Raw genomic sequence first — 14,402 nt, forward strand, 5'->3', positions numbered from 1 at the left:
GACCGCTTCCATAATTCGTGGGTGGGCAGTCACGGAAGCGTCCGCGAGTGGTTCATACAATTTGTGCAATACTACAACTTTCAAAGACCGCATCAAGCGCTCGACGGACGAACACCGGTCGAGGAGGTCACTAACTAGACAGTGCCCAACTATACGAACAGTATCAATTATTACGTATTCAATTGAACATGCATGTGTTTCCGAACATTCCGTTGGTGGGCGAGAGGGAGAGGCCCATGGCGAGTCGGCGGGATCGTGGGCCCGTCTCGACGCTCACGAGAAGGTGATATCGTCACCCTCGAAGTACACCTGGTGGGTGTCGGTGTCCTCAGCAGTTCCGTCGACATCGAGTTCTGTCGTGGCCGACGGTCCATCAGTCACGGCGACCGAGACGGCGTACGTTCCGTCGGTGTCGAACACGTTGTCGATCGACGCGTTCGGACGACCGTGACCCTCGACGACGGGCACGTCGAGACGCGTGGAGACCAGCGTCTCGCCGGTGGCGTCGGTGACAGTCGTCTCGACAGTGATTGGGGCGTCGTTCTGATTAACGAGCACGAGGTCGGGCGCACCGGCGGGTGACGTGCCGAAGCCGGCACATCCCGCGAGCCCGACAATCGCGGCGAGGCCGCAGTAGTGGAGGAGTGTTCGGCGGGGAACGGACATACCAGTCGGTCGGTCGGCCGGGTCGATAAAATTCGTTGTGCCCGATATCCGCCGGTCAACGCGTGGTTCGCCGTCTCTAGTGGAACGCTCTCCACAGCAGACCGAGGAGGATGAACGGCGCGAACGGTATCATGAGCACTGCAATCAAAGCGACGATGAGCGTCCCCATGAGCCCCATCTGGGTGTTCGAGTAGTCGGTTCGAACGGGGTTGACTGCGCGGGCCATACGTAGTCGTCGGTGTGCCTCATACATAAAGTGACTGAATAGTTAATATATAAATAGGCGAGCGAATCGAGGCGTTGGGACGGGTGAGAACAGCGCGGTTCGGAGGCTTACGCCCGAGTCGGCTCCGGCGCTCGAAGCGCCAAGAGCACGCCGATGACGGCGACGCCGCCCGCGGCGAGGAACGCCGGCGTGTACCCCGCGTAGTCGATGATAGCGCCGGCGGCGATGGGCGCGGCGAACGCGCCGAGGAGTCCGACGCTCGTCAGGAGCGAGACGGCCGTCGCCCGCACCGAGGGGGCGACGAGTTCGGCGATGTACGAGAAGATGAGTCCCGTCACGAGCTGGATGGCGAAGCCGACGACGACGACCGCGCCGACGACCGCACCGAGCCGCGAGACGAACGCGAACGCGACGACCGCCGGCGTTGCGACGGCGAACGACGAGACGATGACGCGGCGGCGGCGACCGCCGAACGCGCGGTCGGTCACCACGCCGCTTGTCGACCGCGCGACCGCCCCGATGGCGGGGAACAGCGCGGTCAGGAGGCCGCTCGCGGCCAGCGAAATCGAGAACTCGCTGGCGAGGAAGCTCGGCAGCCACGTGTTGACGAACAGGTACAGCGAGTAGGCGAGAAAGCAGAGCGCGCAGACGGTCCAGACCGCCCGGCTTCCGAACAGTTCGCGGAGCGCCGCCCCGTCGGGGGACGGCGCGTCGACACCGGGGACGCGGCGGCGAGTCGCGGCCGCGAAGAACGCGACCCCGACGACCGCGACCCCGGCGTACAGCGGGAGAATCGCGGGCCACCCGGCGACGTTCGCGATGAGCGGGCTCCCGAACTGTCCGAGGGCGAAGCCGACCGGCGCGCTCGCGGTGAACACGCCGACCGCGGTCGCGCGCTGTCGCGGGGGGACGGCGCTGCCGACGACGTTCGCGCCCGCGTTCCAGAACGTGACGTACGCGAGGCCGCCGAGCACCCGCGAGACGAGGAGCCAGCCGTACGCGCCGGCGGTGGCCGCGTACCAGCCCCAGCCGCCGGCGACGACGAGCGCGACGGTCGCCAGTCCGACCACGCGGCGCACGGAGAATCGGTCGAGGACGACGCCGATGGGGACGCTCGTGACGACCGCCGTCGCGTACATGATGCTCACGAGCCAGCCCGCCGCGCTCGAACTCAGTCCGAGCGAGTCCTGAATGGCCGGAAAGACGCTCGCCGGGGCGATTTCGTAGGCCGCGGCCGCCGTCGAAAGCAGGAAGAACCCGACGACTATCCCCAGCGTCTCGCGTCGCGTGCCCGTCGTGCCGCCATTCGTACTCACGGTTTCGCTAGCTGTTCGGCGAGGGAGTATGAAACCGCCTGATATCGGTCCGGTCCCGCGGTAGCCGCGGGCGCGTCACCGACTCAGTCGTCGCCCCGAAGCGCCCGCTCGATGGGCGTCTCGCCGCCCGTGAGCGTCATCGTCTCGCCGACGGTCCGGTCGATGTCCAGACAGGCGACGACCGTCTGTGCGACGTCCGCCCGCGGAATCTCGGGCGCGTCGCCGCCGAGGCCGTCGACAGCCAGCGAGACGGAGCCGGTCCCGTCCGCGTCGGTGAGCGCCGTGGGGCGGAGAATCGTCGCGTCGAGCGACGACTGTTCGAGGTGGTCGTCGGCGCAGCGCTTGGCGACCAGATCAGGCGTCGACCACCCGCCGAGCGCCCCAGAGGTCGACCGTGAGCGTCTTGTCCGCGCCGGTCGACCCGCCGGAGCCGGCGGTGAAGACGACCGCGTCGGCCCCGGCGAGCGCCGCGTCGAAGTCGCCTTCGAGGTCGCCCAGTCGCGGCTCGCCGCCGCGGTCGCGGACCGCCTCGAACTGCGACTCGTCGCGGACGACGCCGATGGGGTCGTGGCCGGCGTCCGCGAGTCGCGGGAGAAGCTCGCGTCCGATACCGCCGTTCGCGCCGATGACTGCGACCTGCATGGTTCGGCGGTTCGTAACCGGTCCGACGCAATAGGGGCTTGGTTCGGCGAAGGTGTAGCGGTCGTTCGTCGAGGGTGGCGTGAGGGTGGGCCGCGCGACGGGAGCGCCGTCGACCGACGCCCGACGCCAGTCTGTCGAACCGGACGGTGCTGCTGGAACCGACACCGTCCTTGGTCCGCGGGTCCGTGTTCGGGTATGCGCGATTCGAACCGCGAGTGGATTCTCGCCGAGCGACCCGAGGGAGAGCCGGACACGGACAGCTTCGAACTCCGCGAGGGGGAACGACCCGAACCGCGACACGGCGAACTCCTCGTGCGCGTGCGATACCTCTCCGTCGACCCGTACATGCGCGGCCGGATGCGAGACGCGGAGTCGTACGCCGAGCCGTGGAGCGTCGGCGAGCCGATGCAGGGGGCCGTCGTCGGCGAAGTCGTCGAAAGCGAGAGCGACGCCTACGACGCCGGCGACGTCGTGACCGGCAACGGGGCGTGGGCGGACTACAGCATCCTCGACGCCAGCGAGGTCGCGCCCGTCGACCCGTCCGTCGCTGACCTCCCCGCCTATCTGGGCGTGCTCGGAATGCCCGGCCGAACGGCGTACTTCGGCCTGCTCGACGTGGGCGACCCCTCGCCCGGCGAGACGGTCGTGGTGTCCGGGGCCGCCGGCGCGGTCGGCTCCGTCGTCGGCCAGATTGCGAAACTGAACGGCTGTCGCGTCGTCGGCTTCGCCGGCTCCGACGAGAAGGTGTCGTGGCTCACCGACGACCTCGGCTTCGACGCCGCAATCAACTACAAAGCGGTCGACGACTACCGGGCGGCCCTCGACGACGCCGCGCCCGACGGCGTCGACGTCTACTTCGACAACGTCGGCGGCCCCATCACCGACGCGGTGTTCACCAAGCTGAACCTCGACGCCCGCGTCGCGGTCTGCGGGCAGATCGCCCACTACAACGACGAGGGCGTGCCGACCGGCCCGCGGAAGCTCCCGCAGCTCATCGCGCCGCGCGCGAAGGTCCAAGGGCTTCTCATCGGCGACTACGCCACCCGATTCGGACGGGCGAGCGAACGGCTCGGGGCGTGGGTCGCCTCGGGCGACCTCGAACACCGCGAGACCGTCGTCGACGGGTTGGAGAACGCGCCCGACGCGTTCCTCGGCCTGTTCTCCGGCGACAACATCGGCAAGCAGGTCGTCGGCGTGTCCGAACCCTAGCCCGGCTTCGACGCCGGGCGTCGTCGGGTCGACACCCTAAATCTGAGACTCGATACCGAACGCGCGCCGAGCGGCTGCACCGAGTCGGAATCGACACCAGCGCCGGTCACCACCGAGGAACCGAAGTGATTATATTAATTTAGGCTAGCCTAAAAACACATGCCAAGTGATGACGAGGGACGTGAGGGACCGACGCGACGAGACTACGTGAAATACGGTGGCGCAGTTCTCGGGGGCGGGTTACTGGCCGGTTGTTCGCAGCGCGATTCGGCCGCGACGCAGACAGAGACCGCACCGTCGACCGAGACCGCGACGGCGATAGAGACGACCACGCCGGAAGACGCGCCGTACACGGTGACGATGGCTCCCGCCGGCGACGTCGCGTTCGACGCCGTTCCGGAGACGTGGATGGCGTACTACAGCAACTACGGCGACATGGGAATCGCTCTCGGCAAACTCGATTCGCTGCAGGCGCTCGTCTACCGCGACGGCTGGCCGCTGCAGTTCTACGACACGCTTCCCGGCGTCGACGTCTCGTTCGACGGCGTCCGTCAGCTCTCGTCGGGGACGTTCGACAAAGAGGCGTTCTACGAACTCGACGCCGACGTACACCTGCTCGACCCCCACTTCGTCGGTCTGAAACACGACGGCTTTTCGGCCACGGACTTCGACGAAATCGCGTCGAACGTCGGCCCGGTCGTCGGCAACTACATCCGACGGCACGGCGAGGACTGGCACGACTACGAGTACTACTCGCTGTACGAGGCGTTCGAGAAGGTCTCCGACGTATTCCAAGAGCGAGAGCGGTACGAGGGGCTACGGACGGTCCACGACGCGCTCATCGCCGACCTCCAGGCGAGCCTACCCCCGGAGGGCGAACGCCCCGAAATCGGCCTCATCTCGTCGTTCTCCGACTTCTCGGAGGGGTCGCTCGACGCGTACCCCATCGGCGCTGGAAACGGGAAAAAGCAGTACCAAGACCTCGGCATCGTCGACGGGTTCGGTCCCCACATCGACGGGAGTTACGCGAGTTGGGACTACGAGCAGTTGCTCGAAGCCGACCCGGACATCCTGGTCTTCCCGTACGGCTTCGCCAGTCTCTCGCACAGCGAGTTCGAGACGCGGATGGACCGGCTTCGCGACCACCCACTCGGCCAGCGGCTCACCGCGGTGCAAACCGACCGGCTCTACCGCGGCGGCACGTCGTATCAGGGGCCGATTATCAACCTCATCCAGACCGAAATCGTGGCCAAGCAGTTCTACCCCGAGCAGTTCGGCGCGTGGGACGGCATCGAGACGCTTCACGACGAGGACGCACAACTGTTCGACCACCAGCGCGTCGCCGACATCATCCGCGGAGCGGAGTCGTAGGCCGACTGTTCAGATCGTGCTAATCGTTTTTAGTCTCACCTAAATTTCGAAGCAGCTATATCGTTTTAGGTGGGCCTGATTCACATGAGGAACGACGAGAACACGGGGGCGACGCGGAGAGACTACCTGAGGTACGGCGGAGCGCTTCTGGGCGGCGGGGTGCTCGCGGGCTGTGCCGGCCAGTCGGGCGATGCGGCTTCGACGGCGACCGCGACCGAGACGGAAACCACCGAGGCTGCCACGGAGACGCCCGAGTCGAGCTACGCGGCCGAGTTGTCGCCGGTCGGGACGGTCACGCTGGACGAGCCGCCGACGAACGTGTTCACTCATTTCCCGTGGTTCCCGGACATGGCGAGCGCGCTCGGACGGGGCGACACCGTCAACAACCTCTGGTGGGACGGCACCGTCGCGGGGCTGGAGTACTTCACTGCCGGCTTCGACGGCTTCGAAATTGAGTGGGCGGACGCGGCGGGCGAGTACGGCTTCACGAAAGAGCGGCTGTACGAACTCGACAGCGACCTCCATCTCGTCGACCCCGCGTGGGTGACCGCGCAGGACAACTGGAACCGAGCCGACGTCGACGAAGTCGCGGACAACATCGGCCCGTGGTTCGGCAACTACTACAGTAACTTCAACGCCGCGCCCCCGGAGGAGTGGGCCGACGGCTACGAGTACTACGACCTCTGGGAGCTGTTCGAGCGCGTCGCGTCGCTGTACGGCGAGCGCGAGCGCTACGAGGCGCTCCAGTCCGTCCACGACGACCTGCTCGGCACCGTCGAAGACGGCCTTCCGACCGAGTCCGAGCGGCCCACCGCCGCGTACCTCTCCGTCTCGACGGACCTGTCGAGCATCTATCTGCTCCGCCTGAACGCGCCCGGCTACTGGAACTCCCACACCCGGCCGCTCGGCGCGGTCGACGCCTTCGGCGGCGCGGAGTTCACGGGGCCGTTCCAAGAGGTCGACATGGAGGCGCTGTTAGAGGCCGACCCCGACGTGATTCTCGCGTTATGGACCGTCACGGAGACGTTCGACTTCGACGGGCTGAAGCGGAATCTCCGAGACGACCCCGTCGGCCGCGAACTGGCGGCCGTCCAGAACGACCGCGTCTACCCGCAGGGGACGCGGTGGCAGGGGCCGCTGATGAACCTGTTCCAGTTGGAGATGACGGCCAAACAGCTGTATCCCGACCAGTTCGGCGCGTGGCCGACCTACGAGGACGGCGACGACTACCCGGAGTTCGGAGACGACGAGCAGTTGTTCGACCACGGACGGGTCGAAGGGATTGTCACAGACGGCTAACCCGTCACAGCCTGTCGCGTCAGCAGTCCTCCACGAATATTGTTTGAAATATACTATTCTAATCGCCATGAGGAAGGTTGGAATCGGACGAAATTACAGAGTAGTCAGATGCGTCTCAGATTCGAGTAGAACCGATATCAGTACATTATACACGTACAAAACCCACATGAAACATATTTCCGATATTTTTTGACCTATTTACCTTCTGAAGTGCATATAACCATGTAGTTATCAATATTAATTTGGATACTACGAGTGTTCGTGTCGAAATTGTCGAATTTGATTGTTTTTATAATTGTGGTGATTCAACCACTCTACTATTGTCTGTTTTTCACAATATTTATCATCTGTCGACGAGCGTGGTTCGCAAACCGGAAACACGACGAGGTCGTTCCCATCGCCCCGGTGACGTTCGCCCCCTGGAGGGTCGCACCCGCGAGGCCGAGGAGCCCGACGATGAAGCCCGCGCGCATCACCGAAATCGCGTTGGCCCCGACCGCGGGCGCAAACGGCGTCGACCCCGATGACCCGGCTCCGATCGCCCACGCCACGAACAGACTTGCGACTACGGCTATGACGACTGTTGCGAGCCCGCCGAACGCGACCATGTACCAGCCGGGTCTGCCGGCCCGTATTGAACGTACTGTTCGTCGGCGACCTGAATCGGACGCTGACAATTGCGTAATACTGGTATTACTGAATTACCATGGTCGTTCAATACATATCTGTGCTGTCGAACTAAACGCGGGCACGGACCGAACGCCGCGTGGGCGCGAGATTGGGTTACAAATTTATGCGTGTAATTTCTGGTCGCGTACACGCTCATCGCGTCGCGCCTCGCGGGGACGCGTCGACTCCCATCACATATCGCGTACCACAACGGGCGAAAATCATGGACGGATCACCCACATCTATAATCGCAATAAAGTTACTGTTACCCGAATTAGTAATTCAATCGACTATTACTCGCCAATGAATTCGGTTATATTCGAATACATTGTTGTTATTTTAATCTTGTAGCTGGGTATTACTGAATTAACAGGGCTAAAATAGCATTCTTTCTGTAATCTGGACGTCTACGCGGTCGTGTCGCTAATATACAGTTCACATATTTAGAATGTAGGGTAGACCGTAGTTATCCGAAAGAAAGTATAAAATATACAATATGCTCTGCGCCACGGCCGATGCGTCTCGAACGCGACTGTGGCTTTCGGTGCCCCCGCCCGTCGTCGGATTAGCATGCGGTGTTCTGTCATACCAACAGGAATAATATCGCAGTGCGTCCTTGTCTGACTGCGGAACTCCAGCGGGGCCGCCGAATCGAACCGATACGGCGTGAGAGTGTCGTACCGGAGCGTAGCCTGTGTGACGCAGGTTGTGTCTGGCGACCGTACGCACGGTACGCGACTCTCTTCTGCTGTCAGTTCCGACGCGCCGGTCGGAGACATCGTCATCCGCGACCGTCGTCAGTCGCGGGCGAGTCTCCGCCGTCAGCGGCCGAATCCGCTCGGTTCAGTCGAATTCGGACTTGCGTGCCGGACTCGGACGCCCGGACACTAAGCGTCCCGTTCGAACGGGAGACGATCCAGTACACTAACCACAGGCCGATTCCGGAGCCGTGCTCCAGATCCGTTTCTTCTCCGGCCTCTAACACGGCGAATTCGGACGGTGGTAAACCCGGACCGTTATCCTCGACGATGATCGTCGCCGCTGTCGGAGAGAGGTCCGTCGTGACGCGCACGGTGATCGGGTCGTCGCCGGCGTGGTGAGAGACGGCGTTCTCGATCAACTCAGCGAGTGCGAGATCGAACCGAGGATGCGCGTCAACGACGACGTCATCGACGTCAAACGAGACGTGCGTCAGCCACTCGGCCGAGACGCTTTGTTCGACCTTGGATAGATACTCGTCGAGCGGGCGTTGATCCGTCTCGGTATACGACAACACCGTTTCGATCTTCCTCGCTTTCGCCGCCTGTTCGACGACTTTCATGGCGCGCGTATGGATGCGATCTGCCGACTGAGCGGTCTCACCACTCGTCGAGTCTCGAATGATGGCCGCGAACCCCGCAATCACGTTGAGGTCGTTTCGAATGTTATGTCGGAAGATACGCGAAAGGACCTGCTTGAGGAGGTCTAATTCCTCTTCGCGCTCCTTGAGGGCCGTGATGTCGCTCAACACGACGATTTTCCCGGTCACTCCCCGACCGTAGATGATCTCCGATGTCTCAATCGAGAACGTCCGCGTTCCACCGAATATCTCTAATTTGACGACGCCGGAGCCTTGCGCGTCCGCAGACACCGTGGAGCCACAGATGAACTCCTCGATTTTGGTTCCGATGAGACTCTGTTCTGACAGTCGGACCCCGGCTTGATTCGCATCGACGATGTAGCCGGCGGCGTTGACCACGAAGATGGGGTCGGTGATCTCTTCGAACGTCTGCTCGCGAGCGACGGGTACGAATTTCAGTAACCCGTGTTCCCGAATCGAATACGCAAAGAAGAGTCCGGAACACGAGTACAAGACGGACGTAGGGTCGAAATAGATTGGGACGAGCCCCGCGACCTTAACGAGCGTTGAGCCGACGAGCATCGAGAACACGACCAAGAGATAGACTGTCTGTCGACGCTGCGTGCCGTTCGTCCGAAGCAACTCTCCGACGAACATGCCCGCGGCCAGAAACACGAGAAGGTAACCGTATATCTTCGTCACGAGAACCTTCAGGGGGCCGTCGAAAATTGGAAAGTGTAAGATTCCGTCCGCGGTCACGTAGTACGCACTCGTGAACACCAGTTCGTACGGATTGAACCAAGAGAGGATAAATAAGAGTACAATCGGAGTGAACAACGCATAAACGGCGGTTCTGGAGGCCGTTTGTTTGAAAACGAACTCGTAGGCGAGTAAGAAAAGCGTCACTGCGGCGGTCGGAATCATCACCCAGAAGAAATTCGCAACCGCGAGCGTGAGCTGCGGGTCCGGAATGAGGGTAAACGTTGCGAACAGTAACGACCACAGACCCCCGGTTGCCATCGAAAGGATAAACCAGATGACACCCGGTTTGTCACGTTCCTGCCAGAGAAGCTGACAGTTCACGACCGATGGGACCACCCCAAGGTACATCAGAGAGATAGAAATCTCGGGAGTGAGCCATCGGTCAAGCACGTATTCTATACCAGTATTATCGATCTAATTATTCTTTTGGGGCATCTGTAATATAATGCACAATTCCGCATGGAAGGCGTAGTCTAGTTCCGTCAGTACGAAAAGCGGGAAGAGAGGCGGATGGGTTCGCGAAAACGCTCGCAGAGTTGGCCTCGGTGCGGGCACCGGTTCGGTTCGAATCGCAGTTCAGACGGTGGTTCGAATGCGGCGAACGCGGCAGTCGGGCGGCGGCGATGACACCGCTACCGCTCGGGACCGTTCGGAGGGGAAACGACCGCACGGCCGAGCACACGACTTCAGTCGTGGCGGTGACCAAACAAGTATAGTACGAGCGGCGAGATAGTCCTGAGAGATGAACAGTACGGACTGGTTTCAATGGCTCGGACCACAGGTCTGCCGCAACGGTGGCTCTCGGGGGGGAACGCGCTGAGATGAGAGTGGCAGACGCTCGATTCCTGTTTTTTCAATTGAACATCTGGTTGTGTCTGCTATCGGCCGCGATGGTTGCGATCTCGGGAGTCGCGATGGGAGTCGACCCCCGCTCGATCGGAGGCGGGCTCCTGCTCGCACCGCTCCTGTTTTATTTCATATACGTCGAAGACCGACGAGGGGGGACGGCCGAAGACGAGATAAACCAACCGCACCGGACGAGACTCGTGCGACGGTACCAGACGGAGCTACTCGCGACGGAACTGCTCGCGCTACTCGGCTACGAGCTAGTGGTCTGTCTGCTGGTGTTTCAGACGGCGACCGCGAACGTCAGCGATTTACTATTTGCTCAGGTTCCCCTCGTCGTGCTCGGAAGCTACGGCTGGCTGAAGCGCTATCCGACTCTCGATTCCATCGGCGTCGGGTTCACTTGGGCGTTCGTCGCCGTCTTTTCGGTCGTCGCAGCGACACACCAGCAGTATTCACTCGAAGGGGTGGCGGTCTTCTTCGGGTGGTTTCTGATCACCGCCGCCGGGGTCGAGTCCCGCAATATCCAAGATATCACCGGCGATACACGCGCCAACAAAACCACGCTCGCGGGGTACTTGGGGCCCCGAACGGCGTCGCTGTTAGTCCGACTCCTCAAGGCGGGCGGCGTGGTCGTGTTCTGGGTCGTTTCCGGGACGTTCGTCGCCGGGCTCGTTCTCTGTTACTTGCTCGCGCTCTCGGTGTTCCGCCGTCTCACGCGACTACACAGACGGAACGCGTCGTCCGAGACGGGGCAGCACTCCACCCACGGGTGAGGCCGCGGGCGGCGACTCGCGGCAGGCGGGTCAGCCTCGCAACGCGTCGACCGGCCGGTCGTTCGCCGCTTTCCACGCGGGGTAGACCCCGCTGAGGATGCTCGCGACGACGGCGAAGCCGAACCCGTACACCAGATACTGGGCACCGCTCCACTGCAACGCCCCAAGCGGGTTTCCTGTAATCATCTGGAAGATGGCGAGCCCCGCCGCGAGCGAGAGTGCCACGCCGATAAGGCCTCCGAGCGCGCCCATCAGGGCGGCCTCCGTCAGAATCATCCGAAGCACTTCGGAACGCCGAATCCCGACCGCACGGAGGACGCCGATTTCGCCGCGGCGTTCGACAGTGCTCATCAACATCACGTTGAGGATGGCGACGCTCGCGACGACGAGCGAGATGCCGCCGATTGCCAGCAAGGCGAGCGAAAGCGTCTCCAAGAACCCGCCGACTTGGCCTGCGTTGCCGAACGTGTTGATGCTGAGTTCCTCTTCGTCTTCGGTGTTGAAGTACTGGTCTAACTCCCCGCCGATCTCGGTCGCGGTCGAGCTATCCGCGGCGACAATCGTCACGACGTCGTAGTGGTTCTGCTCGGAGAGCGCGGACTCGGGCAACACGAGTTCGCCGCCGCCGAAGCCGAACGCGTTTTCTTCCTCGATTAAGCCCTGCACGCGGTACAGTTGGCCGTCGTATTCGACGGGGTCACCCTCCTCAATCCCGAGGGTGGTCGCGGTGCTGTTGCTGAGCAGTGCGCCGCTCAACAGCCGGGAGGGCGCTTCGCCCGAGGTGAGGTTGTACAGCGCGGCCGCGTTCGTCACCCCGGTGACGCTCACCCGCACCTCCCGTCCATTTCGCGACGAGACCGACGTCGAGTTCGTCTTCTGGGGGACCACCTCCGCGTCGGTCACCAGATTCCGCATCGTATCGACCTGGTCGTCGGTCACCCCGTCCGTGTCGCTGTCCTGACCGGACGTTATCGACACCTCGTTACCGATGCTCCCGAGTTGCGACGTCGCTTGTTGCTGAATCGCGGCTGTCGCCATCCCGAGCGAGCAGATGGAGACCACGCCGATGATGATGCCGAGGGCGGCCAACACCGTCCGCAGTTTGTTCCGGCCGAGGTTTCGCCACGCCATCTGGACGCTGGGGAAGCGCCAGAGGAGGTCGACGACGCTCATCTCTCGACGACCTCTTTGACCACGCCATCGACGAGCCGAACGGAGCTGTCGGTGTACTCCAGCATCTGTTCGTCGTGCGTGACCGCGACAATCGCGACGTTTTCGTCCTCTTTTAAGCGAGTCAGCTCGCTCAGAATCGTCTCTCCGGTGTCTTGGTCGAGGTTCCCCGTCGGCTCGTCGGCGAGGAGGATGTCCGGCTCGTTGATCAGCGCCCGCGCGATGGCGACGCGCTGTCGCTGTCCCCCCGACAGCTGGTCGGGTCTGTGGTCGAGTCGGTCACCGAGACCCACCCGCTGAAGGAGGTCTTGGGCGCGGTCGTGCCGGTCGACAGAGGTGTCCCACATCGACGGAAGCTCGACGTTTTCGGTCGCGGTCAGCATCGGCAACAGATGGAAGTCCTGAAACACGAACCCGATTCCGGACCGCCGCTCTTCGGTCAGTTCGTCCTCGGAGAAGTCGGTCACGTTGCGACCGTCGAGATGGACCGTCCCCTCTGTCGGGGTGTCGAGCAGTCCGATCATGTTCAGCATGGTACTTTTCCCGGACCCCGACGGGCCGATGATCGTCACCATCTCACCGCGTTCGGCGTGAAAGTCGACGTGGTCGAGCGCGGCGATGACCTCCTCGCCGTTCTGGTAGCGTTTCACGACGTCAGTGAGTTCAATGACACTCATGCTAGTGCTGGCGCCAGCGATAGATGCCAACCCCGCCGACCACGACGATCACCAGAACGCCCCCGATGATGGGCAGCGGAAGCTGGGACCCACCTGACGACGACTCGTTCGAACCCGGGCCCTGATCGGACTGGGGACCGCCGGCGACAGGCGCGGTGCCGCTCGCATCGAGTGGCACCTGCTGTGTCGTCGTCACGCGGTCGCCGTCGACGATGTAGGACACCTCGATGGGGACGGAGGTCGGCTCGCCGCTGAGCTGTGCGGTCACGTCGAACGTGGCGAACTCGCTGGCCTCCACGCGCCCGACGAAATAGCCGCCGGACGGCGAGCCGTGGGACACGTTTGCCGTCTCCTTGACGGTCAGTAAGACCGAGCTCGCGTCCGTGTTCCCGACGTTCGCGGCGTCGCCCTGTATCGTGACGGTTCCGGCGCTTCGCGTCGTCTCGATGCTCGTCAGTTGAATCTCGCCGGGAACCGACTCGTCGTCTATCTCCTCCGACAGCGAGCTCGTGTACGTCTCTCCGTCAACGACGTACGTCGCGGTGAACTGCACGACTTGGTCGCTCAGGTCTGCGGTGTCAAACACGACAGAGCGGTTCACGTCCGGGCCGAGGTCCGCGGTGTATTTCCGGGCGACCTCGGAGTCGTTCACCGACGCGACGATTTCGACTTCCGAGAGGTCCGTGTTCCCGTAATTTGTCAGCTCCACTTCGATGGTATCGTTCGTCTGGTCACCCACCGAGAGACCGGCCCGAACGTCTCGCCTGTCGACGTTCACGATGACCGGGTACTCCACGTTAACGACGTTCCCGTTTTCCTGGCGGCCGGAGACGTGGACTCTGAGCTGTTTTTCCCCGGCGCTCGCGAACGTGGTGGACAGCGGCACGTCGACTGACCCACCCGGACCGAGCGTTCCGAGATTGTTCGCTTCGGCGACGATGACGCCTCCCGACCGGAGGGTGACCTCTCTGAGGTCCACGCCGCCGGAACTACTCTCGAAGTTCGAAACGGTCGCTCTGACCGTGACCGACTCACCGACGTATGGATCATCCGGCTCGACCGTCGTCGAGTTAACCACGATTTGACCCGACTGTGCGCTCACCGCCGAAATCCCTCCGACGAGTACGCTCGTGACGGCCAACAGCGTGACCGTCGCCGCGATAGCGGGCCGAACACCGCGTCCGCCGGTCATACGCTCGACCCGGTCGCCGCGCTCGTTTGGCGACCGCTGTCGGTTCGTTCTCGGAGCCGAACCGACCGCGTCACCGGTGTCTGTCTCTTGGAGGGCCGATCGATCAGTGGGACCATCTGGTTGCGTCGCTCCATTTCTACAGAACAAATCAGTGAGCCAAGAATAAATGAGTCTTTTCACTACTTAGACCCAAATCCTCCAGACATGCCGCCGCAGTCGACGGTTCTGACACCCGTGCGTCG

The 14,402-nt window shown here is 62.8% G+C and carries 12 protein-coding genes and 2 pseudogenes; 5 read left to right on the forward strand and 9 right to left on the reverse strand.

Annotated features, from left to right (window positions below; translation table 11 throughout):
- Positions 1 to 138 (forward strand): integrase core domain-containing protein (locus tag NDI65_RS20425; RefSeq protein WP_310894238.1); only part of this gene is annotated, 138 nt, incomplete at its 5' end.
- 135 nt (positions 139 to 273) lie between these two features.
- Here NDI65_RS20425 and NDI65_RS20430 read toward each other — a convergent pair.
- The 4 genes and pseudogenes from NDI65_RS20430 to NDI65_RS20445 form a co-directional block, all read right to left on the reverse strand.
- On the reverse strand, positions 274 to 666 hold the full coding sequence (locus NDI65_RS20430) for a hypothetical protein (protein ID WP_089776738.1): 393 nt from the start codon (positions 664 to 666) through the stop codon (positions 274 to 276).
- 76 nt (positions 667 to 742) lie between these two features.
- Positions 743 to 892, reverse strand: coding sequence for a hypothetical protein (locus NDI65_RS20435; protein WP_167344080.1), 150 nt, complete (start codon positions 890 to 892; stop codon positions 743 to 745).
- 107 nt (positions 893 to 999) lie between these two features.
- Positions 1,000 to 2,208, reverse strand: coding sequence for an MFS transporter (locus tag NDI65_RS20440; RefSeq protein WP_089776739.1), 1,209 nt, complete (start codon positions 2,206 to 2,208; stop codon positions 1,000 to 1,002).
- A gap of 83 nt (positions 2,209 to 2,291) precedes the next feature.
- Positions 2,292 to 2,850 (reverse strand): annotated as a pseudogene (locus NDI65_RS20445) (NAD(P)H-binding protein).
- Positions 2,851 to 3,045: 195 nt separating this feature from the next.
- On the opposite strand from NDI65_RS20445, the gene NDI65_RS20450 reads away from it, so the two are divergent.
- From NDI65_RS20450 to NDI65_RS20460, 3 genes are all read left to right on the forward strand, one after another.
- Positions 3,046 to 4,059: an NADP-dependent oxidoreductase gene (locus NDI65_RS20450; RefSeq protein ID WP_089776740.1), complete on the forward strand. Its 1,014-nt coding sequence runs from the start codon at positions 3,046 to 3,048 to the stop codon at positions 4,057 to 4,059.
- A gap of 159 nt (positions 4,060 to 4,218) precedes the next feature.
- Entirely contained in the window at positions 4,219 to 5,430 is a 1,212-nt protein-coding gene (locus NDI65_RS20455) for an ABC transporter substrate-binding protein (protein ID WP_310894220.1), read from the forward strand.
- Positions 5,431 to 5,514: 84 nt separating this feature from the next.
- Positions 5,515 to 6,729 carry an ABC transporter substrate-binding protein gene (locus NDI65_RS20460; RefSeq protein ID WP_089776742.1) on the forward strand — a complete coding sequence of 405 codons (1,215 nt, stop codon included), beginning with the start codon at positions 5,515 to 5,517 and terminating at the stop codon, positions 6,727 to 6,729.
- A 389-nt stretch (positions 6,730 to 7,118) separates the two neighbouring features.
- Here the strand turns inward: NDI65_RS20460 and NDI65_RS20465 are convergent.
- A pseudogene (locus tag NDI65_RS20465) lies at positions 7,119 to 7,337 on the reverse strand (inorganic phosphate transporter); the annotation flags it as partial.
- Between the two features lie 842 nt (positions 7,338 to 8,179).
- A complete protein-coding gene (locus NDI65_RS20470; RefSeq protein WP_310894239.1) occupies positions 8,180 to 9,847 on the reverse strand; it encodes a histidine kinase N-terminal 7TM domain-containing protein in 1,668 nt (555 codons plus the stop codon).
- 473 nt (positions 9,848 to 10,320) lie between these two features.
- Between NDI65_RS20470 and NDI65_RS20475 the strand changes: the two genes are divergently transcribed.
- Positions 10,321 to 11,121 (forward strand): UbiA family prenyltransferase, encoded by an 801-nt coding sequence (locus NDI65_RS20475; RefSeq protein WP_089777279.1) that lies wholly within the window; start codon positions 10,321 to 10,323, stop codon positions 11,119 to 11,121.
- Positions 11,122 to 11,151: 30 nt separating this feature from the next.
- On the opposite strand, the gene NDI65_RS20480 is transcribed toward NDI65_RS20475, so the two are convergent.
- From NDI65_RS20480 to NDI65_RS20490, 3 genes are read right to left on the reverse strand one after another with little or no spacing between them, the layout of a single operon-like run.
- On the reverse strand, positions 11,152 to 12,294 hold the full coding sequence (locus tag NDI65_RS20480; protein WP_042664973.1) for an ABC transporter permease: 1,143 nt from the start codon (positions 12,292 to 12,294) through the stop codon (positions 11,152 to 11,154).
- A complete protein-coding gene (locus tag NDI65_RS20485) occupies positions 12,291 to 12,968 on the reverse strand; it encodes an ABC transporter ATP-binding protein (RefSeq protein WP_042664976.1) in 678 nt (225 codons plus the stop codon). Before NDI65_RS20485 ends, NDI65_RS20480 begins: the two co-directional genes overlap by 4 nt.
- A gap of 1 nt (position 12,969) precedes the next feature.
- Complete coding sequence (locus NDI65_RS20490) at positions 12,970 to 14,160, reverse strand: hypothetical protein (RefSeq protein ID WP_089776743.1); 1,191 nt, start codon at positions 14,158 to 14,160, stop codon at positions 12,970 to 12,972.
- Between the last annotated feature and the right edge of the window lie 242 nt (positions 14,161 to 14,402).

It is taken from the genome of Haloferax sp. S2CR25, assembly GCF_031624535.1.
Taxonomy (GTDB): domain Archaea; phylum Halobacteriota; class Halobacteria; order Halobacteriales; family Haloferacaceae; genus Haloferax; species Haloferax massiliensis.